This window comes from Mesobacillus subterraneus (assembly GCF_000934845.1).
Classification (GTDB): Bacteria; Bacillota; Bacilli; order Bacillales; family Cytobacillaceae; genus Mesobacillus; species Mesobacillus stamsii.
On sequence record NZ_JXIQ01000014.1, the window covers coordinates 21,901 to 48,334 of the forward strand.

At 42.9% G+C, this 26,434-nt stretch carries 26 protein-coding genes and 1 other annotated feature (1 of these 27 cut by a window edge); of the genes, 21 read left to right on the forward strand and 5 right to left on the reverse strand.

Going from position 1 to position 26,434, the window contains the following annotated elements; all coding sequences use genetic code 11:
• Positions 1 to 155, forward strand: a binding site (T-box leader) (it extends 66 nt beyond the left edge of the window).
• A gap of 72 nt (positions 156 to 227) precedes the next feature.
• Positions 228 to 1,487, forward strand: a complete 1,260-nt coding sequence (gene tyrS / locus UB32_RS01825; RefSeq protein ID WP_044390729.1) for a tyrosine--tRNA ligase — start codon at positions 228 to 230, stop codon at positions 1,485 to 1,487.
• A 243-nt stretch (positions 1,488 to 1,730) separates the two neighbouring features.
• Here the strand turns inward: tyrS and rpsD are convergent, their stop codons facing one another.
• On the reverse strand, positions 1,731 to 2,333 hold the full coding sequence (gene rpsD, locus UB32_RS01830) for a 30S ribosomal protein S4 (RefSeq protein WP_044390730.1): 603 nt from the start codon (positions 2,331 to 2,333) through the stop codon (positions 1,731 to 1,733).
• Positions 2,334 to 2,783: 450 nt separating this feature from the next.
• Between rpsD and UB32_RS01835 the strand changes: the two genes are divergently transcribed.
• Positions 2,784 to 4,670 (forward strand): sensor domain-containing diguanylate cyclase, encoded by a 1,887-nt coding sequence (locus tag UB32_RS01835; RefSeq protein ID WP_044390731.1) that lies wholly within the window; start codon positions 2,784 to 2,786, stop codon positions 4,668 to 4,670.
• Between the two features lie 287 nt (positions 4,671 to 4,957).
• Positions 4,958 to 5,593, forward strand: coding sequence for a forespore capture DNA-binding protein RefZ (refZ, locus tag UB32_RS01840; RefSeq protein WP_044390732.1), 636 nt, complete (start codon positions 4,958 to 4,960; stop codon positions 5,591 to 5,593).
• A gap of 37 nt (positions 5,594 to 5,630) precedes the next feature.
• Here refZ and hisJ read toward each other — a convergent pair whose 3' ends face one another.
• Positions 5,631 to 6,434, reverse strand: a complete 804-nt coding sequence (hisJ, locus tag UB32_RS01845) for a histidinol-phosphatase HisJ (RefSeq protein ID WP_044390733.1) — start codon at positions 6,432 to 6,434, stop codon at positions 5,631 to 5,633.
• 191 nt (positions 6,435 to 6,625) lie between these two features.
• Between hisJ and ezrA the strand changes: the two genes are divergently transcribed.
• From ezrA to rarD, 6 genes are all read left to right on the forward strand, one after another.
• On the forward strand, positions 6,626 to 8,314 hold the full coding sequence (ezrA, locus tag UB32_RS01850; RefSeq protein WP_044390735.1) for a septation ring formation regulator EzrA: 1,689 nt from the start codon (positions 6,626 to 6,628) through the stop codon (positions 8,312 to 8,314).
• Between the two features lie 110 nt (positions 8,315 to 8,424).
• The gene (locus UB32_RS01855) at positions 8,425 to 9,570 is read left to right on the forward strand and encodes a cysteine desulfurase family protein (protein ID WP_044390736.1); all 1,146 of its coding nucleotides are present in this window, start codon (positions 8,425 to 8,427) and stop codon (positions 9,568 to 9,570) included.
• The gene (gene thiI, locus UB32_RS01860) at positions 9,567 to 10,775 is read left to right on the forward strand and encodes a tRNA uracil 4-sulfurtransferase ThiI (RefSeq protein WP_044390737.1); all 1,209 of its coding nucleotides are present in this window, start codon (positions 9,567 to 9,569) and stop codon (positions 10,773 to 10,775) included. The genes UB32_RS01855 and thiI overlap by 4 nt, the downstream gene beginning before the upstream one ends.
• Positions 10,776 to 10,917: 142 nt before the next feature.
• Positions 10,918 to 11,124: an alpha/beta-type small acid-soluble spore protein gene (locus UB32_RS01865; RefSeq protein WP_044390738.1), complete on the forward strand. Its 207-nt coding sequence runs from the start codon at positions 10,918 to 10,920 to the stop codon at positions 11,122 to 11,124.
• Positions 11,125 to 11,290: 166 nt separating this feature from the next.
• Complete coding sequence (mbcS, locus tag UB32_RS01870) at positions 11,291 to 12,871, forward strand: acyl-CoA synthetase MbcS (protein WP_044390739.1); 1,581 nt, start codon at positions 11,291 to 11,293, stop codon at positions 12,869 to 12,871.
• Between the two features lie 106 nt (positions 12,872 to 12,977).
• Positions 12,978 to 13,913, forward strand: a complete 936-nt coding sequence (gene rarD / locus UB32_RS01875; protein WP_044390741.1) for an EamA family transporter RarD — start codon at positions 12,978 to 12,980, stop codon at positions 13,911 to 13,913.
• Positions 13,914 to 13,946: 33 nt separating this feature from the next.
• Here rarD and UB32_RS01880 read toward each other — a convergent pair whose 3' ends face one another.
• Positions 13,947 to 14,747, reverse strand: coding sequence for an NAD kinase (locus UB32_RS01880; RefSeq protein ID WP_044390742.1), 801 nt, complete (start codon positions 14,745 to 14,747; stop codon positions 13,947 to 13,949).
• Positions 14,748 to 14,892: 145 nt separating this feature from the next.
• Here UB32_RS01880 and sppA point away from each other — a divergent pair, with 145 nt between their 5' ends.
• The 9 genes from sppA (at position 14,893) to UB32_RS01925 (ending at position 22,373) form a co-directional block, all read left to right on the forward strand.
• Entirely contained in the window at positions 14,893 to 15,906 is a 1,014-nt protein-coding gene (gene sppA / locus UB32_RS01885; protein ID WP_044390743.1) for a signal peptide peptidase SppA, read from the forward strand.
• Positions 15,907 to 15,920: 14 nt separating this feature from the next.
• Positions 15,921 to 16,406, forward strand: coding sequence for an RDD family protein (locus UB32_RS01890; protein ID WP_044390744.1), 486 nt, complete (start codon positions 15,921 to 15,923; stop codon positions 16,404 to 16,406).
• A 71-nt stretch (positions 16,407 to 16,477) separates the two neighbouring features.
• Positions 16,478 to 17,179 carry a DUF2953 domain-containing protein gene (locus UB32_RS01895; RefSeq protein ID WP_044390745.1) on the forward strand — a complete coding sequence of 234 codons (702 nt, stop codon included), beginning with the start codon at positions 16,478 to 16,480 and terminating at the stop codon, positions 17,177 to 17,179.
• 13 nt (positions 17,180 to 17,192) lie between these two features.
• Positions 17,193 to 17,672 (forward strand): GerW family sporulation protein, encoded by a 480-nt coding sequence (ytfJ, locus tag UB32_RS01900; RefSeq protein ID WP_044390746.1) that lies wholly within the window; start codon positions 17,193 to 17,195, stop codon positions 17,670 to 17,672.
• Between the two features lie 150 nt (positions 17,673 to 17,822).
• On the forward strand, positions 17,823 to 18,323 hold the full coding sequence (gene tpx, locus UB32_RS01905) for a thiol peroxidase (RefSeq protein ID WP_044390748.1): 501 nt from the start codon (positions 17,823 to 17,825) through the stop codon (positions 18,321 to 18,323).
• A 161-nt stretch (positions 18,324 to 18,484) separates the two neighbouring features.
• Positions 18,485 to 19,480 carry a class I SAM-dependent methyltransferase gene (locus UB32_RS01910; RefSeq protein WP_044390749.1) on the forward strand — a complete coding sequence of 332 codons (996 nt, stop codon included), beginning with the start codon at positions 18,485 to 18,487 and terminating at the stop codon, positions 19,478 to 19,480.
• Between the two features lie 254 nt (positions 19,481 to 19,734).
• On the forward strand, positions 19,735 to 20,922 hold the full coding sequence (locus tag UB32_RS01915) for an acetate kinase (protein ID WP_044390750.1): 1,188 nt from the start codon (positions 19,735 to 19,737) through the stop codon (positions 20,920 to 20,922).
• 97 nt (positions 20,923 to 21,019) lie between these two features.
• Positions 21,020 to 21,856: an EcsC family protein gene (locus UB32_RS01920; RefSeq protein ID WP_044390751.1), complete on the forward strand. Its 837-nt coding sequence runs from the start codon at positions 21,020 to 21,022 to the stop codon at positions 21,854 to 21,856.
• Between the two features lie 4 nt (positions 21,857 to 21,860).
• Positions 21,861 to 22,373 (forward strand): MogA/MoaB family molybdenum cofactor biosynthesis protein, encoded by a 513-nt coding sequence (locus UB32_RS01925; RefSeq protein ID WP_044390752.1) that lies wholly within the window; start codon positions 21,861 to 21,863, stop codon positions 22,371 to 22,373.
• 121 nt (positions 22,374 to 22,494) lie between these two features.
• Here UB32_RS01925 and UB32_RS01930 read toward each other — a convergent pair whose 3' ends face one another.
• On the reverse strand, positions 22,495 to 22,812 hold the full coding sequence (locus UB32_RS01930) for a hypothetical protein (protein ID WP_044390754.1): 318 nt from the start codon (positions 22,810 to 22,812) through the stop codon (positions 22,495 to 22,497).
• Positions 22,813 to 23,013: 201 nt separating this feature from the next.
• Here UB32_RS01930 and UB32_RS01935 point away from each other — a divergent pair, with 201 nt between their 5' ends.
• Together UB32_RS01935 and argH are read left to right on the forward strand one after the other, a co-directional pair.
• Complete coding sequence (locus UB32_RS01935; RefSeq protein ID WP_044390755.1) at positions 23,014 to 24,219, forward strand: argininosuccinate synthase; 1,206 nt, start codon at positions 23,014 to 23,016, stop codon at positions 24,217 to 24,219.
• Positions 24,216 to 25,586, forward strand: coding sequence for an argininosuccinate lyase (gene argH, locus UB32_RS01940; protein WP_044390756.1), 1,371 nt, complete (start codon positions 24,216 to 24,218; stop codon positions 25,584 to 25,586). The genes UB32_RS01935 and argH overlap by 4 nt, the downstream gene beginning before the upstream one ends.
• A gap of 52 nt (positions 25,587 to 25,638) precedes the next feature.
• Here the strand turns inward: argH and UB32_RS01945 are convergent, their stop codons facing one another.
• The gene (locus tag UB32_RS01945) at positions 25,639 to 26,079 is read right to left on the reverse strand and encodes a universal stress protein (RefSeq protein WP_044390757.1); all 441 of its coding nucleotides are present in this window, start codon (positions 26,077 to 26,079) and stop codon (positions 25,639 to 25,641) included.
• A gap of 106 nt (positions 26,080 to 26,185) precedes the next feature.
• Between UB32_RS01945 and UB32_RS19725 the strand changes: the two genes are divergently transcribed.
• A complete protein-coding gene (locus UB32_RS19725) occupies positions 26,186 to 26,329 on the forward strand; it encodes a hypothetical protein (RefSeq protein ID WP_198528145.1) in 144 nt (47 codons plus the stop codon).
• Positions 26,330 to 26,434: the final 105 nt, after the last annotated feature.

The following is a 26,434-nucleotide window of genomic DNA, read 5'->3' on the forward strand; positions in this document are numbered from 1 at the left end:
GCCGGTACAAACAGAAGGACGAATTACCTCCCCGAGCGCCGTAGTGAACCGAGTTGATAGTAGCCGCGGACGGGTATACCGTTATTTTTTGGAGTGGAAAACTTTTTTATTTTTGTTTTCAAGCCGGGTGGTACCGCGCGTATAGCGCCCCTGCAGTTATTGCAGGGGCGTTTTTTATTTACGCAAAAATTCGGTTGCGAAATATATTTTGAATGGAGGAAATAGAAATGGATGTATTGAAAGACCTCGAGTGGCGCGGAATTATTTACCAACAAACGGATGAAGAAGGAATGAAGGACCTGCTCTCAAACGAGAAAATATCTCTTTACTGTGGCGTTGATCCAACGGCGGACAGCATGCATATTGGCCACCTTCTGCCATTCCTGACTCTGCGCCGGTTCCAGAATGCGGGGCATCGTCCAATTGTATTAGTTGGAGGAGCGACTGGCTTAATTGGCGACCCGAGCGGCAAGAACGAAGAGCGCAAACTACAGACGCTGGAACAAGTACAGATGAATGTTGATGGAATTAAGAAGCAGCTAGGAAAAATTTTTGCCGAGGAAGGCGAAAATGGAGCGCTGATGGTCAACAACTATGACTGGGCAGGTTCCATGGATGTAGTGACATTCCTTCGTGACTTTGGAAAGCATGTTGGGGTGAACTATATGCTGGCAAAAGATACAATCGCTTCAAGACTTGAAACGGGAATCTCTTTTACTGAATTTACTTACACCATTCTGCAAGCGATGGATTTCTACCATTTATACGAGAACCACGGCTGCAAACTGCAAATTGGCGGAAGTGACCAGTGGGGCAATATTACGACAGGTCTAGAACTGATCCGTAAAATGTCTGCTGAAGGTTCAAAGGCCTACGGTATGACGATTCCGCTTGTGACAAAAGCGGACGGCACCAAGTTCGGAAAGTCGGAAAGCGGAGCTGTATGGCTCGATCCTGAGAAAACATCCCCATATGAGTTTTACCAGTTCTGGATCAACACTGCCGATGCGGATGTTGTGAAATACTTGAAATTCTTTACTTTCCTTGAAAAAGAGGAAATTGAAGTCCTAGGAAAAACAGTGGAGGAAGAACCGCATCTGCGCAAAGCACAGAAAGCTCTTGCTGAAGAAATGACTCGCATGATTCATGGCGAAGAAGCCCTTCAACAGGCAATCAGAATTACAGCAGCACTTTTCAGTGGCGACATTAAAACCCTCAGCGCAGATGAAATCAGGCAAGGCTTCAAAGACGTTCCTTCCTTCACAGTAACCTGGGAAGAAGAACAAAGTTTGGTCGACTTGCTGGTGGCTGCTAACATCTCGCCATCTAAGCGCCAGGCACGAGAGGATGTAACAAACGGAGCAGTATCTCTTAATGGAGAACGCGTAACCGATCCCGCATATGTCCTTAGCGATGCAGATAAGATCGATGGTCAGTTCACGATCGTTCGCCGCGGCAAAAAGAAGTACTTTATGATTAAATACTAATGGAAAAACAGCCTTTCCGGTCCGGGAAGGCTGTTTGTTTAACCCACCAGCTAAACTATTCCGCGAAACTACGCCATCATTCCGCGAAATTAGAATCTAATTCCGCGAAAATCCTCAATAATTCCGCGAAATGTACCATTTAACTTAAAAAGAGCAACGAGCATTGTTTCTTATTGGGCTATAACTTTTTTAGCCAAAACAAAAACCCCAGCCAAAACGGCCGGGGTTTTTGTTTTCACTCTATTAACGAGAGTAGAATTCAACGATTAGAGCTTCGTTGATTTCAGCTGGAAGTTCTGAGCGCTCTGGCATGCGAGTGAACGTTCCTTCTAACTTGTCTGCATCAAAAGTCAAGAAGTCAGGTACGAAATTGTTTACTTCGATTGCTTCTTTTACTACATCAAGGTTGCGAGACTTTTCACGAAGTGTGATCGTTTGTCCTGGAGCTACGCGGTAAGATGGGATGTCTACGCGTGCGCCATCCACCATGATGTGACCGTGGTTTACCAGTTGGCGAGCTGCACGACGAGTGCGAGCAAGACCAAGACGGTATACAACGTTGTCAAGGCGAGCTTCAAGAAGAATCATGAAGTTTTCACCGTGCTTACCAGGCAATTTGCCGGCTTTGTCGAACAAGTTACGGAACTGACGCTCCGTAACTCCGTACATGTGGCGAAGCTTTTGCTTCTCTTGCAATTGTAATCCGTATTCGGATAATTTTTTACGCTGGTTAGGACCATGAGGACCTGGTGCGTAAGGGCGTTTTTCTAATTCTTTACCTGTACCGCTTAGGGAAATTCCAAGACGGCGGGATAGTTTCCAGCTTGGGCCGGTATAACGAGCCATGAATGACTCCTCCTTAGTTTTTATTTTGTAAAATAAAAACAGATTGTGACTGGACATTATGTGTATTTTGTTTTCATGTACCTTCGCCCTAGCAGCAGCGGGTTACGAGATACACCATCAAACCATGTTTGAGGAACAAAATACAGCCACAATGCAGACAACATAGGCTGCGATATTTTACACAAAGATCATTATATAATTTCTGAACGCTTAAAGTCAAGGGATATTTCAAGTTATCGTTTTTTTTGAGCGGAAATTCCTGAAAAAATTTAGCTTATTTATCATACTATTTTACTAGGCTATGATATAATAATAAGTAATTGTATTTTTAATTTTTTCTAATATTTGGATATTACATAGCCAGGTGATGAAGTTCCTCTACTCAGGCTGCTGCCTGTTAAACAGCTACTTATAAATCGCTTTCAAGTGATTTTCAAACAGGTGATACATATGGAAGAATTGATCGAACGGGAAATAATAGTGGAACTGAAAAGCAGATTCTTTGATGTAATCAGCATGGGCAAATTATCTTTAGCTGAAAGCCTTGCCCGAATGGTGACGTTGTTAAAGGAATTGTTGCAGGCAACGGAGGTCGATTTTTATAAAAGTGAAGAATGGAAGCAAGGCATGGCTCTTGAGGCGACAACCCGCAGTGATCCCAATGTGAAAATTAGCGGTTGTTCCCCGGAATGTTGCATAGGCAAACTTTCGGAAACACCACAATCCTTTTTAAAAAATCCTGCATTGCTTCCACAATATGATGTAGTGTTTGTTTTAGATGCAAAGGAAAATGTAAAGGGTTTATGTGCGATTCAAATGAATAGTGCTTTAGTTGGCCGTCTGTCAGACAGGCTACTGGAAAGAATTGTGGATGAATGCGGTTTGTTTGTAAAAAAAATCTATACCCTTGCAGAGACGATGGAAGAAGAAAAGCGATATAAGCAATTGTTCAGGGTAACAAAAAAATTCCACTCGACGATGGATATGGATGTTGTCCTCGGTGAAATCATTTCAACACTAAGAGAGGTATACCCCGCGTTCACTTATTTTCTGCTGCTTTCGCATGATCACAAGGGCTACGAGGGATTGCCGGTTAAAGATCTTGAGTATAACAGTGATAACGAGACTGCGATGCAATCTTATGTTAGCGGTGAAATCCAGTTCGAGGACTTAGTCATTGATAAAAACTCCATCATGTACGCGCCTTTAATAGGAAAACAAGGTGTATATGGAGTACTGCAGGTTATTGCACCAAACTCACTTATGTTCCCGCAAAATGAAGTAGAATTCATTAAGCTGCTTGCCAATACCGCCGGCAGCGCCTTAGAAAACGCGAAGCTATACGAGCAATCGCGGAAGCTGGTCGCCGATTTGCAGCTAATTAATGAAACTTCACATCAATTGAATACAAGCCTGCGCCTGACTGATACGATGAAGTTTATCTGCAACAGGATCATCAAGTCTTTCGATGCCAGAGAAGTCGGAATAATCATGCTTAATAAGGACCATCAAGAGTATTCCGTTCTTCAAGGAAGCACCAGTTTTTTCTTTTCCAAAGAGGCAGCCAATTATATTGTGAATGTTGCCAAACGAGTAAAAGAGGAGCTGGATCCCTTGTTCATTGGGGATTTCTCATCTGATATTGAGGGTGCTTCTTCCCATTTTTGCTCAGTAATGTGTGTTCCAATGATACAGAGCGGTGATTTAATGGGATTTGCACTTGTCATGCATGAAAAGCCATATCATTTTGCTTTTGATACATTTAAGTTGCTCCAGTCACTGATCCATCATTCGACTTTAGCTTTCACTAACTCGATGCTTCGAGAAGAATTGGAGAGAATGGTTGTGACGGATCATTTGACAAAGCTTTATACACGAGGTTATTTGGATGATAAAATGAATCTGTCGCTGCTTGAGGATGCGCAGGGGACATTCATCTTAATTGATATTGATAATTTTAAGCGTGTGAATGACCAGTACGGCCACCAAGTGGGAGACGAGGTGCTCATTCAGCTTGCCCAACAGATCGCCAAAAATATCCGCAGTACAGATATTGGGGCCAGATGGGGCGGGGAGGAGCTGGCAATTTACCTGCCTGGGGCTCCATTGGAAACAGGAGTCATGATTGCTAACAGACTCGCCGAAAAAGTCAAAAAACATACGGATCCAAATGTCACGATTTCATGTGGTGTATCCACGTGGATCAGGGGGCAGAATGATACGTCTAAGACCGTATTCAAAAGGGCAGACCAGGCACTTTACCAAGCAAAGGGATCCGGTAAGAACAAAGTAGTCATCCAGAATGAATACCAATTTGATTTTAGCAAAAAAATCTAATGGACAGATACATGTTTTCCCCTCCTTTAGAAATCTTCGGAGGGTTTTTTTCATGAAGGCATTGTGCATCTTCGATGAGTCTATTCGTTGCTTAATTTTCAAGTCATGTTTTCGGTGGCTACCGTGCTATTTTTCGACGTCAAACTTCGTGATTCTCCCTAATTCATGCTAGTTTACTCAAAAATCGGCGAAACTATGGAGACTTTGTCGAGCTTTTTATAAAGGGATTTTAGATGATATCGAGAAAGGTAAACAGTAAGCTAATATAGAAAGCGAGGGGCGGAGCTATGAGAAAAAATTCAAAAGCTGCGATAATGGATGCGGCTATCTACTTATTCAATACAAAGGGGTTCAAGGGAACATCGGTGAGAGATATTGCAGCCAGGGCAAACGTAAATGCAGCGAATATCTCATATTACTTCCAGAACAAGAATGGACTCCTCGAAAATTGTTTTACTGTTTTTTTTGAAGGCTATCTCGATGAGCTGGAAAAAGGGTTTTCATCGCTTGAATACGGCTCGGAATATTGTCTAAATCAAATGCTTGGAAATGTAGTAAGATACCAATGCGAAAACATTCAATTGACAAGATTTATTTTGCGAGAAATGACAATTGACTCTCAAATTGTCAGGGAAATTATGTCGACCTATCATGTAAAAGAACGTTATATGTTCAAGAAGGTTTTAGAAGCAGGGATGGAAAATGGAGAATTCAAAAAACATTCCATCCAGTATACGATTTTGCAGTTGAAAGGCTTGCTGCAAATGCCATTTTTGAACACCCAATATGTCACAGAAGTGCTACATGTACTACCGCACGAAACGTACTTTGCGGACAAATACAGTCATGAACTTTCAAACTGGATCAAAGGAATACTCTGTACAGAACAGCCATCACACCGAAAAATATTGATGACCATTTAGGAAACCGGGAACAACGACGGTTTCCTTTTTTTGTTAATCACCGAAAACATCCCTTATCCATGAATTCCAGTCCCTGTCCAAGCTCCTTTGCCTGATGCGCATCAGAGCCATAGACAAGCCTGATATTGCGCTTATTGGCCTCGCTGATGACCCATTTTGGAGGATAGGGGTCACGGCACAATGGCTTCGCTGTACCGGCACCGTTATAATCCAGTTCATACCCAAGATCCGCTACTTTATCCAAAATTCCCAAAATCTCAATTGAACATTCTTTACTCAGTGGGTATTTAAGCCGGAATTTATTGGCCAAGGTCATATGGCCAATTCTTTTTGGCTTATAAGGGCCCAAATCAGCAAGGATGGATTTCATGACAGTTTGATAGTAATGGCGATGGACTTGTTCTACGGAGCCATAAGAGTTTATCATTTCCCCGAAGTGATCCGGACTATAATCGAGGCAATCATAGGAACCGGCTTTATTTTTCAAAAAATGGACCGATAGAACGGCATCATCGATAAACGATCCGAATTTGTTTAAAAAAGTAGTTGTGCGATCCTCAAACCCTTCAATAAAATCAATCTCAAATCCAGTGTTGATGGTTATTTTTCCTTCATACTTCTTTTTTGCCTCGGCAATTGTTGTAAAATAGGCAGCTAAATCATCCAATTTCATCGCACTGTCTTTTAATGGCGTCGGATCGCTGAATCCTTCCGGCAATGGAGCGTGCTCGGCAAATGTGATTTCGCTGTAACCAAGCTGGAGAGCCCGTAGAATATAATCATCAATCGTATCATTTGTCCCATGGGGGCAAAATGCAGTGTGAACATGTCCATCTTTCATAAGAATACACCTCCGATAATGGTGAGTTTTTCAATAAAACCCCCTAATTCGGACATTTTCAACAAAAAATATCAATTTAATAGTCAAAAAATGTCGGTTACATGGTAATATAATTACATTATACACGCAAATAACAATCGTCTTTACATAGAAGGTTTTCAGACTTGGAATATGAAGCCAGGGGGATAATAATGAAGTACATAATTGGCGGGATCGCGATACTAATCATTCTTTTTTTAATCGGCTATTTTATGAAACGGAAATTTTACAGCGAGGTCGATCGCTATGAATCATGGAAAATCGATATCATGAACCGTCCTGTACTGGATGAAATGTCAAAAGTAAAGCAGTTGAACATGACCGGACAAACAGAGGAGCTATTTGAGCGCTGGCGCCGGGAGTGGGATGAGCTTGTCACCTCCAAGCTCCCGTCTATCGAGGATTATCTGTTTGACGCAGAAGAGTATATTGATAAGTACAGATTCAACAAGGCGAAGGAATCTTTGGCAGTCATTGACAGGAGACTAACGGAAACTGAAGATAAAATCAAAAAAATTCTAGGGGAATTAAACGATCTTGTCGGAAGTGAAGAAAAGAACCGCGAGGAAATCGATGGACTGAAAGAGTATTATCGCGAAAATAAAAGAAATCTTCTCGCGCACCGCCATAGCTTCGGAAATGCCGAGACCAGCCTCGAGGCGATGCTGGCAGAGATCCAGTCGAAATTTATCGAATTTGACGATAAGACCGAAAACGGAAATTATCTTGAAGCAAGGGAAACTGTACTTTCCATTCAGTCCATGCTTGATCAGGTTTCCGCGAAGATGGAATTGATTCCGGTCCTTCTGCATGAATGCCAATCGGTCATCCCTGCTAAACTTGACGAACTGAAAGACGGTGTCAAGCAAATGAAGGAAAATGGTTATATCCTGGAGCATTTAAATGCCGATCGGGAAATCGAGGAATTTAGCAATGAATTGGCGAGTTATCTTGGAATGCTTGAAATGGGTGAGGTTGAGAATGCCGAACGTGGCATCCATGCTTTGAAGGAACAGCTCGAAAAATTGATCGACATGCTCGAAGAAGAAGTTTTGGCGAAACAATATATTGCCAGTACGGAACAAATTGCAAAGGAAGTCCTTGTGAAAGCAATTACAGAAAATAAGACATTACAGGAAGAAACAAAGCATATCCAGGAGAGTTATCATCTGACTGAACGAGAGCTGTCTGCTCAAACTCAGGTTGACCAGCAGATCCAGGGACTGCTGAAGCGCTTTGAACTGATTGACCATAGGATCACCGGAAATGACACGGCACAAAGCGTGATTAAATCGGAGCTTCAGGAAGCGAAAGAACAGCTTGATCAGCTTGTCGAAGAGCAAAAAAGATTGCTGGAAAAGCTTAACGCCTTAAGGGAAGATGAGCTTGCAGCACGTGAGAAAGTAAGCGGACTTACGAAAAAGATTTCCGAATTGATCCGAATTGTCTCCAAAAGCAATATGCCTGGACTTTCACAGGAATACCAATACCTGCTTGAAGATGCACATGAAAGCATTAAGCAGGTGCATGAACAGCTAGAGAAAAAACCGTTGGATATTCCTGCCGTTCAGCAATATCTTGAAATTGCTGTTCTGACAGTCGAAAAGCTTGACAACTCGACTCAGGAAATTGTCGAGACAGTGGTGCTGGCTGAGCGGGTCATCCAGTATGGCAACAGATACCGCAGCCGCTACCCTTCTGTTGAGAGAGGGTTACGTGAAGCAGAAGAGCGTTTTCGAAATTATGATTACCGCGAAGCGCTTGAACAGGCAGCGACCTCGATTGAAGAAGTGGACCCAGGTGCAATGAAGAAAATTGAGATTATGCTCTCCGAAAAATAATTTTAGAACAGGGTCTCCGGTTGGAGACTTGTTTTTTTCTTTCTTACACCTGTTGATCTGGCAGTATGATATGATTTTTAGTTAGCAAGCTTTAAAAGGGAGGGGAAATGATGATCTATTTTGACAACAGCGCTACGACCAAACCTTATAGACAAGTATTGGATTCTTTTATAAAAGTCTCAGAAGAATTTTATGGAAACCCATCCTCTCTTCATAAAATTGGCGGGCAGGCAGAAAAGCTGCTCCAGCAGGCGAGATCTCAAATCGCCAGACTGCTGAAGGTGAAAGAAACCGAAATCCTATTCACCTCAGGAGGAACAGAAAGCAATAATCTTGCGATCAAGGGAATAGCGGCTGCCCATCGTCAGCGGGGCAGGCATATCATTACGACGAGCATGGAGCATGCATCTGTCCATAACGCTATCGTACAGCTCGAATCGCTCGGCTATGATATAACCTATGTAAAACCAAATTCCCATGGTATTATTAGTGCGGAATCCATCCAGAATGAACTTCGCGATGATACAATTCTCGTGTCCGTCATGCATGTAAACAATGAAGTCGGCACAATTCAGCCGATCGAGGAAATCGGGATGGTATTGAAAAGCTTTCCGAAGGCATTTTTTCATGTTGATTTCGTCCAAGGAATTGGGAAGGTGCCATTGAACTTATCCAATTCAGGGGTCCATTTAGCGACGATTTCAGGACATAAATTTCATGGTTTGAAAGGAACAGGTGCCTTATTTGTCAAAGAAGGAGTCCTGCTTTCCCCGCTTTTATCCGGAGGCAATCAGGAGGGGAAACTGCGTAGTGGCACCGAAAATGTTGCCGGTATGGTAGCAATGGCAAAAGCACTCAGGATGACGATGGAATTAAGGGAAGAAAAGCTGAATCAGATGAAGTCAGCAATGGGGAAGTTAAGAAACGGCATCAGTCAAATCAAGGAACTTACCATTCATACTCCCGAGAAAAATAGCGCCCCGCATATTTTGAATTTCTCGATCCGCGGATGGAAGGCAGAAACATTCGTTCACGCCCTCGAAGCGAAGAATATATTTGTTTCGACAACAAGCGCCTGTTCCTCTAGGAAAAAGGCTGCTAGCAGGACCCTGCTCGAAATGGGCGTTCCTGTTGCTGACGCAGAAAGTGCGATTAGAGTCAGCCTTACCTACAGCAATACGGAAGAAGAAGCAGAAATTGTGGTCAAGGCAATTGCCGAGACAGTAAAACAATTAAGTGAGGTTATCAAAAAATGATGTATGACCGTATTTTGGTCCGGTATGGAGAAATATCAACCAAAGGAAGAAACAGAAATAAATTCATTGACCGGTTAAGAAAAAGTGTCAAAAGAGCATTGCGCGACCACCCAAATGCAGCGATCAAGGCAGAACGAGACAGGATGTTCATCCTGCTTAATGGGGAGGATAGCGAAGAGATTAACAGAAAGCTCAAGGACATATTTGGGATTCAGTCCTTCAGTCCGGCAGTGAAAGTCGACAAGGACCTGGAAAAAATGAAGGATGCTGCTCTGGAGCTTTTTAAGAAAATCCACCAGCCAGAACAGACCTTCAAAATATCCGCAAAACGATCGGATAAGACATTTGAATTGGATACGAATGAAATTAATTCAGAATTCGGCAGCCATATCCTAAAGAATATCGACGGTCTAAAAGTTGATGTCAGGAATCCTGATGTCACCCTTCAGATTGAAATAAGGAAAGAAGCTGCTTATATCTCAGCGGAAACAATCAAGGGTGCAGGAGGGCTCCCTGCTGCGTCTGGAGGCAAAGGGATGCTAATGCTTTCCGGAGGGATTGACAGCCCGGTTGCTGGCTATCTGACCATGAAACGTGGCCTTGAAGTGGAAGGGGTCCATTTTTTTAGTCCGCCATTCACAAGTGAACGCGCTAAGCAAAAGGTACTCGACCTTTCAGAGCAGCTTGCGGAAGTAACCGGGCAGTTCGCACTTCATATCGTCCCTTTTACGGAAATTCAACAGGCGATACACAAGCAGATACCCGATAACTATACGATGACCACAACTAGGCGAATGATGCTGCGCATAACAGACGCCCTGAGGGAAAAGGAAGGAGCACTTGCCATCATAACAGGCGAAAGTCTCGGACAGGTTGCCTCCCAGACGCTTGAAAGTATGTTTGCTATCAACGAAGTGACAACGACGCCAATCATTCGGCCGTTAATTACAATGGACAAGCTGGAGATCATGGATATTGCCCATAAAATCAAAACCCACGATATATCCATCCGCCCATACGAAGATTGCTGTACCGTCTTTGTTCCTTCATCGCCGAAGACGAAGCCGAAGCTGGAAAAAGTGCAAAACTTTGAGAGCTACTTCGACTTTGAGGAACTGATTCAGAAAGCTGTTGAAGGAACCGAACGAATCATCATCAAGCCGGCTTCTGAAAGAGAAGAGGACCCAGGAGACGCTCTCTTCTAAAAAGTAGGGCAGCGCTTGTCGGGTCTGTTCGAGGCGCTTGCGCTTTTTGTTTTTGTTAAGGAATTGTGAACAATTACCAACGGGAGTTTTGCATTATCCCATGTGTTTCTACACACTCTAAACTCACAAGGAGGTGAAACACATGGCTAACAGCAACAACTCAAACCAACTTCTAGTTCCTGGTGTACAACAAGCTCTTGATCAAATGAAGTACGAAATTGCAACTGAATTTGGTGTAAACCTTGGTGCAGAAACTACTTCTCGTGCTAACGGTTCTGTAGGAGGAGAAATCACTAAGCGCTTAGTTCAAATGGCTGAGCAACAACTTGGTGGCGGATTCTCTCACTAATCAAAAATAGAATAATTCATGGCTACAAAGAGCGGGGTGAATGCCCTGCTCTTTTTGTCGTAAAGAATATTTGTATTATAATTTATAATTTTTTGTTAATTTAGTATAATGAGTCAGGAGAGCGGAAACCGAAACAGCAAAAAAATGGATGACAGGGGGAAAGAGCATGAACAGGGAACAATTAATAGCACCGCAGAAGTATAATCTTGTATCAGAAATAGAGAAATTCGCTAACGATCCAGCAAGGAAAGCAATCCTTTGGGAAAATGAAGCTGGAAGCACAAAAGAAATTACATACAATGAACTGCTCAAAAACGCGAATAAAATCGGGAATGTTTTCGCTAAGAATGGTTTGGTCAAAGGGGACGTAATTCTTGTTGTCGTGCCAAGACTAATGGAAGCCTATCAGGTTTATATTGCTGCACTAAAAATGGGAATGGTTGTTATCCCAAGTTCAGAAATGCTGAGAAAAAAGGATTTTCAATACCGATTAAACCATGGCGATGTAAAGGCGATTGTTTGCTTTGCTCCTTTTACAGCTGAGTTTGATGGAATCGAAAACATGGAAAAGCTTCCTAAATTTATTATTGGAGCAGAAAAGGAAGATTGGATTCATCTTGATCATGAAATGAAAGCTGCTTCTGAAGAACTGCCGCTTGCCGAAACCGATCGGGAGGACATGGCATTCTTAAGTTATACTTCGGGAACGACCGGCAATCCGAAAGGAGTAGTCCATTCTCATGGATGGGCATACGCACATTTACGGACAGCAGCTACAAACTGGTTAAGCATTGAAGATGGAGACACTGTCTGGGCAACTGCCAGTCCTGGGTGGCAAAAATGGATTTGGAGTCCGTTCCTGTCTGTCATGGGAATGGGAGCTACAGGCCTCGTATATCAAGGGAAATTCGAGCCGCAGAAATATTTATCGCTCTTGCAAAAATATCAAGTGAATGTGCTTTGCTGTACGCCAACTGAATATAGGCTGATGGCGAAAGTTGAAAACATTAGTGATTACAGTTTGCCGGATCTTCACAGCGCCGTGTCTGCCGGAGAACCGCTGAACCGAGAAGTCATCGACATTTTCAGGAGGTATTTTCATATCGATGTACGCGATGGGTATGGCCAGACGGAAAACACTCTGCTTGTTGGCGTAACAAAGGGCATGAAATTAAAGCCAGGGTCTATGGGAAAGCCGACACCTGGAAATCGGGTTGACATTATCGATGACCATGGCAAACCGTGTGCACCGGGTGAAGTTGGCGATATCGCCGTCCATGTGGAAACGCCTGCTTTATTTAAAAATTATTACAAGGACCCAGAGCGCACAGCCATGCAATTCCGCGGTGATTATTACGTAACAGGTGATAAAGCGAGCAAGGATGAAGAAGGATATTTCTGGTTTGAGGGTCGCGGTGATGATATTATCATCAGTTCGGGCTATACGATTGGACCTTTTGAAGTCGAGGATGCACTTGTTAAGCATCCGTTTGTAAAGGAGTGTGCCGTTGTCGCATCACCGGACGAAATCCGCGGCCATATCGTTAAGGCTTTTGTCGTTCTGCGTGACGGTATCAATCCGGAACAGGAAAACTTAGTTGCTAATCTTCAGGAGCACGTCAAGGAATTGACCGCACCATATAAGTATCCAAGAAAAATCGAGTTCATTGAAGAACTTCCAAAAACCACATCTGGTAAAATCCGCCGCATGGAACTGCGCAATAAAGAATTAGAAAGTGCAAAATAAATTCTAAATAGCTTCATAAAAGATTCAAAAATAGATTGTAAGCCTACAGTATTCCCTATATAATTGAAATATTATTTCGAGTCTGGAAAGATTAGGGGGGGTTCGGATGCATAACAAAACCGAGCAACAGGCCGGTGTTTGGTATGCAGCCTTTTCCTATATTATCTGGGGATTTCTACCAGTGTACTGGAAGTTGCTGCAACAGGTAAATGCGGATGAAATCCTGGCAAACCGAGTGTTTTGGTCATTCTTTGTTGTTGTCTTCATTTTGCTGCTGAATAAAAAAGGCCATATATTTATTGGAACGCTCCGCGGCCTTTTACACAATAAAAAACAGCTGGCAGTATTAACCACCGCATCAATCCTGATCAGCATAAACTGGTTCATCTATATTTGGGCAGTCAATAGTGATCAAATGATTGAGGCGAGTCTCGGTTATTACATCAATCCGCTTGTCAGTGTATTGTTAGGAATGGTGTTCCTCAAGGAACGACTGACTCTGGCGCAGTATTTATCCTTTTTTCTGGCAACTATCGGCGTACTGATCATGACCATTTCTTACGGACAATTCCCGTGGATCGCTTTATCTTTGGCCATATCATTTGGTTTATATGGTTTGGCTAAGAAATTGATCAAGGTAGATTCTGAAGTGGGCCTCGCGTTGGAAACATTGGTTGTTATGCCGCTTTCCGCCATTTACATTGGCTATCTAGTTGCCGAGGGGACGAATTCGCTATTCGCAGATTCGTGGCCAACAACGCTACTGCTTGCGGGGGCAGGTGTGGCAACGGCTATTCCATTGCTGTTTTTTGCGAAGGGCGCACAAAGAATTCCACTCGCTACATTGGGGATCCTGCAATATATCACGCCAACATTAATGCTTCTTTTAGGAGTGGTCGTTTACCATGAGGCATTTTCAGCAGTCCATCTGCTTGCCTTTACCTTTATCTGGTCAGCATTGGTTTTGTATACTTTATCTCGGACAAAACTGGTCGCCACTTTATCCCTTAAGTTAAAAAAAGAAAAAGGAATGCATGTTTAAAGAGCTGCGGAAATCGCAGCTCTTTCACTTTGCTTATAAAAATGTGCGCTTTACTTTTTGCCAGAAGGAATTATCCTTGAGCTTGATCGTCTTGATGAATTTATTGCTCAGTTTCACGTCGAATTTTTCCACGTGCTGAATGCTGAGCGCTTCGTTATCCATCCCCATGATTGGATAATCGTTGCCATCCTGGGCAACCTTGAAGGTAAGCTTCCGGTTACCACTGAGGATGAAGGAGGAGCCGAGTGTCCGGTAATGATTATTGTTTACAGAGGCAAGCTCACTAACTTGCATGCACGGCAGCAACGGGTCCACAACTGCTCCGTTCACGGATTTGTTATAGGCGGTGCTCCCTGTCGGTGTTGCGACGATCATTCCATCCCCTCGAAAGGTTTCAAAGTGATTGTCATCGATGAATACATCCATCACGAAAGCTTTAATAATCGCCGAGCGGACGCTGAACTCGTTCAAGCATTCAAACGATGTTTCCTCGTCAATGATTACCTTGATCGTTGGATAGCGTCTAACTTCAATTTCTGAATTGGTAATCGCCTGGATGATTGTATCGGGATCATCAAGATGGAAATCACAGTACATATTGAGGGTGCCAGTGACTGATATGCCTGCGTAAAGGCAGTCATCTCGGAAGCCGGTTTTTCTTACTGCTTGCAAAAAGGTACTATCGTCCCCGATGCTGACAATAATGTTTGCTTTCTTGTGGTCCGTAACGATATGGAAATCAAACTTTGGAGCTAGTTCAATTAACGGCTTTACTTTTTCAAGCATGGCTGTGTCTGGTGAATGGTGAAAATAAATATTGCGGCGATCTGGCATAGTTGTTTCCTCCAAACATTACGTATTTTTATTCGATATTTTCCCCCGTGTAAAAAAACTTTTGCTACAATAAAGATTATCTGACATTAGTTTATCATTTTATCATAAGGTTTTGAAAGTCAGGAAAATTTAAGGAGGATTCAAAATGAATGGAAAAAGGTGGGCAGCATTAGGAATCGCTGCTGGTTTATTTATTGCTTCGACTGTGATCAATCTTCTTTCAGCATTTGCCTTCAGCGATGCGGAAAATACGCTGCAGGATATGTTTACCGCCTCGAATGAACCATTTGCTGAGGAAGTCATTGCAGAAGGGGACATGATGAGCAAAATTGCAATTTTGTCTATTAATGGAGTCATCCAAGATACAGGGGATGCCCAATCGTTCTTTGAAAGCCCGCTTTATAATCATCAGGTATTCATGAAACAGCTTGAGTTTGTGAAAAAAGCGGATGACGTTAAGGCAGTTATTCTCCAGGTAAACTCTCCTGGTGGAGGTGTCGTGGAAAGTGCTCAAATCCACGACAAGATCAAGGAAATCCAGATAGAAACGAAAAAGCCAGTATATGTTTCAATGGGGTCAATGGCAGCGTCAGGCGGTTATTATGTGTCTGCGCCAGCCGATAAAATCTATGCCAGCCCGGAAACACTTACAGGCTCTCTTGGCGTCATCATGCAAGGGGTGAATTATGCAGGGCTTGCAGAAAAATACGGTGTTGAATTCACGACAATCAAGAGTGGACCATACAAGGATATCATGAGTCCAACAAGGCCGATGACAGATGAAGAAAGAGAAATACTGCAATCGATGATTAATAACTCTTATGAAGGGTTTGTGAAAGTGATCGCTGAAGGACGAGGCATTTCTGTTGAGCAAGTTAAAAAAATAGCTGATGGCCGCATCTATGATGGCCGCCAGGCAAAGCAACTCCACTTGATCGATGATTTCGGCTATTTAGAAGATGTCATTGACAACGTCAAGAAAGAGGAAAAGCTTGGAGATGCGACCGTAGTAAAGTATAAGGAAAACAGCATGAGCATTGGTTCGTTTTTCAACATGGGAGCCCAGAGAATCATCGGAAAAGACGCCGAAATGGCAGGCCTGATGAAACTGTTGTCTCAGCCTAATTCTCCACGCTTAATGTACTTATACGCTGAATAAGGGGGAGAGATACAATGAATTCCAATGAAATAGAGAAAGAGGAAACGAGAAACTCTGATGAAATTGGCAGAGAATATCATTTCACAGGAAGATATGCCGGGTTTTGGATGCGCTTTTGGGCTTACTTGCTAGATATGATCGTCATTGGCAGTATCAACAGGTTGATCATCAATCCTGTTTTCCGGGCAATGGATATTCCATTGCTGGAGGAAGGGTTTTTTTCACCGAAGACAATCATGACGGCTGTTGTATTCTATTTGTATTTTGTTCTGATGACAAAATATCTTGGTCAGACGTTAGGGAAAATGGTGTTTGGATTAAAAGTGGTAAAACTGGACGGCAAAAATCTGACATGGGGTACAGTTCTTTTCCGCGAGTGGATCGGCCGTTTTCTTTCAGCAACTATTTTAATTCTTTATGTTGTCGTGGCTTTTACAAAAAAGAAACAGGGCTTGCATGATTTATTCGCTGATACTACTGTCATACATGAACCACGCTAAATAAACCTGCTGCTGCAGGTTTATTTTTTTGCCTTTGGTTGATAATAGTAGGCTGAAAGGTTGTGGATGAGATGAAATGGGTGCTGCTTGCAATCCTTGTGTTCACAGTGCTGGCCTTTATAATCCTTATTACTAGAGTGAAGATAAATTTCGATTATTTTCATGACAATGATGATGATCACTTACTAGTGACAGTAAAAGCCTGGGGAGGATTGCTAAAATACAAAATGGATGTTCCGGTTATAAAAGTGGATGACAATTCCCCGGCCATCGTTGCCAAGAAAAAAACGAAAACAGGTCCTCAGGAAACTCTTAAAAAAGAAGAAACGACTCAAATAGACAACAAGGATATCTTGAATAGCATCCATGATTTTCGGGAAATCCTTACACATATTGTTGGCCTCCATAAAATCATCAGAGAATTTCTAAAGAAAGTAACGATTTGCAATATTACCTGGCATACAATGGTCGGCGTAGGTGATGCAGCAGCTACGGCTGTGATCACAGGAGCTTTGTGGGCAGCCAAGGGAGGTATGATCGGAATGCTGAGCCAATATATGAAACTGACGGAAAGGCCGATCGTGACGATCACGCCAAGCTTTCAGCAACCTATTTCAAGTACTAGTTTTACATGTATACTTCAAATCAGAGTCGGGCATGCTATTTTGGCAGGAATAAAGCTGGTTAAATATTGGAAAGGTGGCTGGCCACATTTTAAATTAAAGCCTAGATCCGCCATTTCTAGCGAGAATTCGAATTCTGTCAAAAAATAAGGAGGAAACAGGAATGTCCGACCATCCAATTCAAGGACTGATGACCACGGCCATGGAAAGTTTAAAAGAAATGATTGATGTCAACACAATCATTGGGGACCCTGTAGAAACACCGGATGGAAGTGTAATCCTGACCGTTTCAAAGGTGGGTTTTGGATTCGCGGCTGGAGGTAGTGAGTTCGTTTTAGAAAGTCAAAAGGGAGGATCCGGCGGCACTGGAGGACAATCAACAGAACCGCAGCATCCATTCGGCGGTGGTAGCGGCGGTGGAGTATCTATCACCCCAATCGCTTTCCTAATTGTGAATTCAAGAGGTGTCAAGATGCTTCATCTTGATGAAAGCACACATCTATACGAAAAAATCCTTGATCTGGCACCACAAGCAGTAGAAAAAATCCAGCAAATGATGTCGATGAAAGACCAAGGCAGTCAGGAAAAACAAACTCATAACCAGAATGAATACAACGGACCAAAAACGGATCTTGAATTTTAAGCCAGTGCTGCCTTTTCACCGTGAAAAGGCAGCTTGCTTTTGGCGCGAATTTGCTGGGATCCTCTTGGCTCATTTTAAAATAATTGCAAAACAATTCTGTAAAAGATATAGTAACACTGTACATAAAATGGACAAGGAGGATGAAGAGAGATGGCATCTGTTACATTTAAAGGGAATCCAGTAACATTATTAGGAAACGAAGTAAAGGTGGGAGACCAGGCACCAGATTTTACCGTGCTGGCAAATGATCTATCTGAAGTGACGCTTAACGATTCCAAAGGACAAGTTCGACTGATCAGTGTCGTTCCATCACTTGACACAGGTGTTTGTGATGCACAGACACGCCGTTTCAACGAAGAAGCTGCAAATCTTGGAAATGTGAAAATCCTTACAGTAAGCGTTGACCTGCCATTCGCACAAAAACGCTGGTGCGGAGCGGCTGGAATTGAGAACGTTCAGACGCTATCTGACCACCGTGAACTTTCATTCGGACAAGCTTACGGGGTAGCGATCAAGGAACTTCGTTTACTGACTCGCGCTGTATTTGTAGTTGACTCAAACGACAAAGTAACTTATACAGAATACGTAAGCGAGGCAACAAACCACCCGAACTACGAAGCAGCAGTTGAAGCTGCAAAGCAAGCAAACTAACACAAACAGCGTTCAAGAAACAAGCCGCAGATAAGCATCTCTGCGGCTTGTTTCTCTATTTAAAGAAAGTATAAAATTCACTTCGAGAATTGTCCAGCTTGTACATCACTCGAAACATCGCTAAAATAGATAAATATCTATTCATATCGGGAGGAAGTAAAGTGAGTATGACTCCGGTCGAGCAATTATTTACCGCATTTAATAATACTGCGGACATGTTAAAAGAAGAACTTTCCTGTACCTATTTGGAGGCGCTGGCTGAGACAGGAGAAAATATTTTCCAGGAAACGGTGCTTCAGGACGAATTAGATGAAGTCACAAAGAAAAGACTGGAAAAAGCATACAAAGATATCCATCTTGATGCTTTTAGCAAAGAGGAAATCCGCAAAGGCTTCCAACTGGCGATCCTGAAGGGAATGAAAGAGCATATCCAGCCGAATCACCAGATGACGCCTGATTCTGTTGGCATTTTCATCGGATACCTTGTCAGCAAATTTGTGGATCAGCAATCATTTAGGCTGCTTGATCCGGCTGTTGGCACGGGGAATCTTCTAGCAACAGTGTTAAATCAGCAGACGAATAAAATGATCGAATCGGTCGGTGTGGAGATTGATGATCTCCTTATTCGCCTTGCGTTCGTCCATGCCAATCTCCAAAAGCATTCAGTTGAATTTTTTAATCAGGACAGTCTTGAACCTTTGTTTGTCGATCCGGCGGATGTGGTTGTCTGCGATCTTCCCGTAGGTTATTATCCGAATGATCTCAGGTCAGCGGATTATGAAGTCAAAGCAGCAGAAGGACATACGTATTCACATCATCTGTTCATTGAGCAGAGCACTAAGCATTTAAAAGATGGCGGCTATTCGTTCTTCCTCATCCCTAATGGACTGTTTGAAAGTGACCAAGCACCAATCTTGATGGAATTCATTAAGAATCATCTGATAGTCCAAGGAATTTTACAGCTTCCAGTCTCTTTGTTTAAAACCAAGCAGGCTGCTAAAAGCATCCTCATCCTGCAGAAAAATGGGGAAGAAGTAAAGCCTCCAAAACAGGCTCTTTTAGCTGAGTTGCCGAAGTTATCTGATGGACCGGCAGTTAAACGGATTCTAGATAAAATCGACATATGGCATCAAGAGAATAAGAGTACTGTTAAATAAAGCAAGGACCGGTATTTGCCGGTTCTTTTGTTATTCAAAAGTGTAATAACACTGTGGAAATATTTTTTTCTAATCATTAGAAGTATCTGAATAAAAACTCATTTGGTGATTATGCAAGCTTTTCTTGAAATGTGAAAAAGACAGTGTTTAAATGAGGAATTGAGAGATATATTTATGGCCTGTGGCACACAATAATAGGTGTCCTAATTCACTGGGTTTTTAATCAGGTTGTTCTATAAAAGGAGCGGTACAAAATGGCAAAAATTATTGCAATCAATGCCGGCAGTTCTTCACTTAAGTTTCAACTGTTTGAAATGCCGAGCGAGGAAGTTATCACTAAGGGAATCGTTGAGAGGATTGGATTGAAGGATTCTATTTTTACAATCAGTGTGGCTGGAGAAAAAATCAAAGAAATTGTTGATATTCCAAACCATGAGGTTGCAGTTAATATCCTGCTTGATAAGCTGACAACACTTGGCATCATCCAGTCATTAGATGAAATCGAAGGAATCGGCCATCGTGTCGTTCACGGCGGGGAAGAATTCAATGAATCAGTCATGATCACAGAAGAAGTTTTACAAAAAATCGACCAGCTTTCTGAGCTGGCACCGCTGCATAATCCGGCAAACTTAACGGGTATCCGTGCTTTTCAGCAAGTATTGCCAAATGTTCCGGCAGTAGCTGTTTTTGATACAGCTTTTCATCAGACTATGCCTGAAAACTCATACCTATACAGCCTTCCGTATGATTACTATAAAAAATACGGAATCCGCAAATACGGTTTCCATGGAACATCACACAAGTATGTTTCCCAACGGGCCGCGGATATGCTTGGACGTCCTGTCGAGCATCTCCGCCTGATTTCCTGCCATCTTGGCAATGGTGCAAGTATCGCTGCCATCGAAGGCGGCAAATCCATTGATACATCAATGGGATTCACACCGCTTGCAGGTGTAACAATGGGGACACGTTCAGGAAATATTGACCCGGCACTAATTCCATACATCATGGAAAAAACCAATAAAAGTGCTGATGAAGTATTGAATGTCCTAAATAAAGAGAGCGGCATGCTCGGTGTATCCGGATTCTCTAGTGACTTGCGCGACATTGAAGAAGAAGCTGAAAAAGGAAATGATCGGGCTGAGCTTGCGCTGAAGGTGTTTGCTGACAGAATCCATAAATACATTGGCTCGTATGCAGCACGTATGTGCGGTGTGGACGCCATCATCTTTACAGCTGGAATTGGGGAAAATAGCTCAGCAATCCGCGCCCGCGTGTTGCAAGGGCTAGAGTTTATGGGAATCTACTGGGACCCTGCTTTGAATAGAGTGCGCGGGGAAGAAGCGTTCATCAGCTATCCTCACTCCCCTGTAAAAGTAATGATCATTCCGACAGATGAAGAAGTCATGATTGCCCGCGATGTTATGCATTTGGCAAAATAACTTGATCTCAGGCAGGAGCTGAATGCTCCTGCCATTTAATTTGGAATAAAAATTATGCTATACTGGAAGAAAATTCACATTAGCTGGAGGGTTTTCGATGCGCCTGACTCAACGGGAACAAAGGGTGCTGGATGAATTGTATGCTTGGGAAAACAAGCTGTATGACTATGAGCCAAATGATTTGCAACTGGCGTATGACCGATATTTGGAACGAACTTTTTCCTCATTGCCAGTGGAGATTCAAGAGCGCTTCTTTGCTTTACTCGATAGTTGGCTTTTCCACCTGCATTCTTTCATCCAGGGTTCACAACTGCAAAATGATGCCAAGGAACGGATTCTTTCTGCAGGCCGGGTTTACAATCCGGACTTAGAGACAATGGAGGAATTGAAAAAGCTGCCTATTGAACAGCTTGAATTCATCGCCAGGCAACAAATTGCCCGCCACAGACTGTACTCCTTTGTACAGGGCGGAATATCAGGCAGCGGCGGAAATCTTGTGCTCGGAGTCGATATGCCAGCGATGGCTGTAATCAACCTGCGAATTGTTCAGTTAATTGCGATGACATACGGTTATGAGGTGAATACACCTTTTGAGATGATGATCGCGCTGAAGGTCTTTCATACATCCACTATGCCTTCTAGGATGCAAAGTGCTGGCTGGGAAGAATTGGAAAATGATCTTGACCAGGCAGAAGATTTCTATTTTTATCAAGGTAGTGATGATTTTACAAACAGTACTTGGCTTGAACAGCCAATCAAGCAAATATTTAAGGGAATGGCAATCTTGATGTTCCGCAAAAAACATGTTCAGGGCATGCCGATCCTCTCGATGGCAATCGGTGCAGGGGCAAACTATCAGTTGACAAGGCGAGTCACTGATTTTTCTGATAAATTTTACCAAATGAGATATTTTAAAGAAAAAGGAGCATGGTGAGAAAATGAGCATTCAAGAGCATAAACAGGCTGCACCTAACCAGGTACGCTGTAAAGTTATTACTGTAAGCGACACAAGGACAGCAGAGACCGACAAAAGCGGGAAGTTGATGATAGAGTCCCTCGAAACAGCCGGCCACCAAATTGTCGATTATGTGATTGTCAAAGATGAAGCAGAACCAATTAGGTCTGAAGTCTTGAAAGGCTCCGCTAATCCAGAGGTAGATGTCATCCTCACAAACGGCGGTACTGGTATCGCGAGACGAGATGTTACGATTGAAACAGTCCAGAGCCTTTTTGAAAAAGAAATCCCGGGGTTTGGCGAGATTTTTCGGATCGTAAGCTATCAGGAGGATATTGGCTCAGCAGCATTGCTGTCACGGGCTGCAGCAGGAGTCGTAAATGATCGAGCGGTCTTTTCAACACCAGGTTCAACAGGAGCAGTCCGCCTGGCTATGGAAAAACTGATCCTCCCAGAGATTGGACATGTAGTAAGAGAGTTGAAGAAGGATATATAAACAAGAAAAAAGATGAAATCCTGCTGATTTCATCTTTTTTTGTGGGGAAAAAGGCTTAGGTTCGCGTGAAACATAATAAATAGCCTCAGAGTATGAGGCCATCTTTAAGAAATAGTATCTATTATCCATGCATCTTCTCTAATGAAAGATCCTGATGTGTCCGGTACCACAGCCACAAGTCGTTGATGATGGATGCAAGCTCGGCAATTTCGTTGTTTAATTTACAGGAAACTCCAAAGTCATTTTCATTAAAAAGCTGAACTTGCTTTTGATTGATTGTTTCTTCGAGCTCGGCAATCCGGTCTGGAATGCTTCCGCGAATTTTTTCCCAGTGAAGCAGGATGGCGTGCTGTGTATCAAGATCAAATTCTTCCCAATTATTCTTAAACTTAGGCAAAGGAATGCCTAGTCGGCTGTTATAAAGAAAATAATCATCCATTCGAGAGCCCCCCCATTCCGGTAAACATGTTTCCATTCTACTATACTTGCAGTGCCTCTTCTACATTAGCGAAACAGAAGTTTTTTCAGAAAATCAAAATTTAATCTTGAAAAATAACGCGAAACCTGTTACTTTTATAAATGTGAATAAAAATTTATAAAAATGTATAAATATCCGTACCGAAAAAAGGAGAGAAAGCAAATGACTGAAAACAAAGTGGTGCTCGCATATTCTGGCGGGCTTGATACATCTGTAGCAATTAAATGGCTAAAGGATCAAGGATACTCGGTAGTAGCATGCTGCCTTGATGTCGGGGAAGGAAAAGACCTCGATTTTATTAAAGAAAAAGCTTTGAAGATTGGCGCTGTCCAATCCTATGTATTGGATGTAAAAGAAGAATTCGCTAATGAATATGCACTGTTTGCCCTCCAGGCACATGCATTATACGAAGGGAAATATCCGCTTATTTCCGCACTTTCACGCCCGCTTATTTCTAAGAAACTAGTAGAAATTGCCGAGATGGAAGGTGCGATGGCAGTAGCGCATGGATGCACTGGGAAAGGCAATGACCAGGTTCGCTTCGAAGTATCGATTAAAGCTTTGAACCCTGAACTAAAGGTAATTGCTCCAGTCCGTGACTGGAAATGGTCACGCGAAGAAGAAATAGCATATGCAGCAAACAATGGCATACCGATTCCAATCAATTTGGACAGTCCATTTTCCATCGACCAGAACTTGTGGGGACGCAGCAATGAATGCGGAATTTTGGAAGATCCATGGCAGGCACCTCCAATCGACGCATACGATTTAACTGCCGAGCTGGAAAATACACCAGATATCCCTGATACCATTGAGATTGAGTTTGTGGAAGGAGTACCGACTGGCATGAATGGAAAAGCGTATTCCCTTTCAGAATTGATTCTTGAATTAAATGCGATTGCAGGCAAGCATGGTGTCGGAAGAATCGACCATGTAGAAAATCGTCTTGTCGGCATTAAGTCGCGCGAGGTGTATGAAGCGCCTGCTGCGATGACCTTGATCAAAGCACACAAAGAACTGGAAGATATCACGCTTGTAAAAGAAGTGGCTCACTTCAAACCAGTAATCGAGAAAAAAATGACAGAACTAATTTATGAAGGCTTATGGTTCTCTCCGCTTCAGGAAGCGCTGGCAGCCTTTCTAAAATCCACACAGAAGCATGTTACTGGCACGGTCCGAGTCAAGTTGTTTAAAGGCCATGCCATAATCGAGGGTCGAAAATCGCCTTATTCTTTATATAATGAGAAATTGGCAACATACACTGCAGACGACGAATTTGATCATAATGCAGCTGTTGGTTTCATCAACCTATGGGGATTGCCAACAGTAGTCCACAGTATGGTCCAGGGCAAGAAGGTGACAGTGTGAAAAAATTATGGGGCGGCAGATTCACCGGTTCTGCAGAAGAATGGGTAGATGAGTTCGGTGCATCGATCAGCTTTGACCAGGAATTGGCGAAGCAGGACATTGAAGGAAGCGTCGCCCATGCTACCATGCTTGCTGCCTGTGGCATCATCACGGAAGCAGAAGCAAACGAAATCGTACAAGGTTTAAAAAAACTTGCATATCAAGCAGAGCAAGGGGAACTGGATTATTCCGTTAAACTGGAAGATATCCATTTGAATCTTGAGCACCATTTGACAGAATTAATTGGTCCGACTGGCGGGAAGCTCCACACAGCGAGAAGCAGGAATGACCAGGTTGCCACAGACATGCATTTGTACTTGAAAGAGCAGGTGTCAGACATCATAATACTGATCACCGATTTCCAACAGGCGCTTATCCAACAGGCCGAGCAAAATATTGAGACGATTTTGCCAGGGTATACTCATTTGCAACGGGCGCAGCCTATCTCATTTGCCCACCATCTCATGGCCTATTTTTGGATGCTGGACAGAGACAAACAGCGTTTTAGTGAAAGCCTGAAAAGGATTAATCTCTCGCCTCTTGGTGCCGGGGCACTCGCAGGAACTACTTTTCCGATCGACCGTCATAAAACGGCATCGATGCTTGGATTTGCCGGGATTTATGAAAATAGTCTTGATGCAGTCAGCGATCGCGATTTCATTCTTGAATTCCTGTCAGACAGTTCTCTATTGATGATGCATCTTTCCCGGTTATGTGAAGAAATCATTCTCTGGACTAGCCAGGAATTTCAATTCATTGAACTGTCCGATGCTTTCACGACTGGGAGCAGTATCATGCCGCAAAAGAAAAATCCCGATATGGCCGAATTGATCCGGGGAAAAACGGGCCGGGTATATGGCAGCCTGATAGGACTGTTGACGATATTGAAAGGCTTGCCATTAGCTTATAACAAAGATATGCAGGAAGATAAAGAGGGAATGTTTGATACAGTCAAGACAGTAAGGGGCTCTCTGAAGATAATTACTGGAATGGTCGGTACTATGAAGGTAAGAAAAGACAAAATGGAAAGCTCGGTCAAAAATGACTTCTCTAACGCCACAGAGCTGGCTGATTATTTAGCATCAAAAGGACTTCCTTTCCGCCAAGCCCATGAAATCGTCGGCAAGCTTGTGCTCACCTGCATTGAAAAAGGCTGTTATCTTGGCGAATTGCCGTTAACTGTTTATAAAGACATGAACTCTTTATTTGAGGAAGACATTTATGAGGTCTTAAACCCATACAACGCTATTGATAGAAGGAATAGTGCTGGGGGCACTGGCTTTTCGCAGGTTCGGGCACAACTTGAAAAAGCGAAAAACTTGTTGTAAAAGGAATAAAGCCCGCAGCATCTGCAGCGGGCTTTATTCCTGAGAATTATTTTTATTCTGCTCGAACTACTAGGACATCGCAGGATGCATAGCGGGTAATATGTTCAGACACACTTCCAATAAAGAAACGTTCAACTGCGTTCATTCCAGTTGCTCCGCAAATAATCAGGTCGGCGTTGTATTTTTTTGCAACATCTTTCGCAATCTTGACCTTTGGTGAACCATAATCGATTTCATAGCTTACATCTTTAATTCCGGCATCGGTCGCCTGTTGTTTGTAGCTTTCCATCAGCTCAGTAGCAAACTGATTCGCGCGCTCAGAGATTGAACGGTCATATGCCTCAACCGTGGCAAATGTCCGCAAATCGATGATATGGGTCATGACCAGTTTAGCATCGTTCCTTTTTGCGATTTCAATGGCTTTGTTAAAAGCCCGTGCTGCTTCTTTAGAACCATCAACGGCAACTAAAATATTCTTATAATATAGCGCCATAGTTCTCGCCTCCTTTTCCTTTATTATACAACAGTTTCGTTTGCATAGCTGTGACAATCCAACGAAAACTATAAATGTAAGCATTATATACGAGGAGGAAGGAACAATGGATAAAAAGCAGAGACAAGGGCGGGCACCCTATCATTACGATGACCAAGGCGTCATGCAAGTCAGCCAGCAGATCATGGATTCATACAACAGCGGAATAATCCCCGAGGAACAAATGAAAACAGCTTCCAAAAAAGAATAGAAATGAACGAAACCGTGACCTCGCTCGCATAAGGGCATTCCGCATGAAAGATACCCTTATGGAGGCGGAACTGCTCGCATAAGGGTATCATTCCGCATGAAAGAT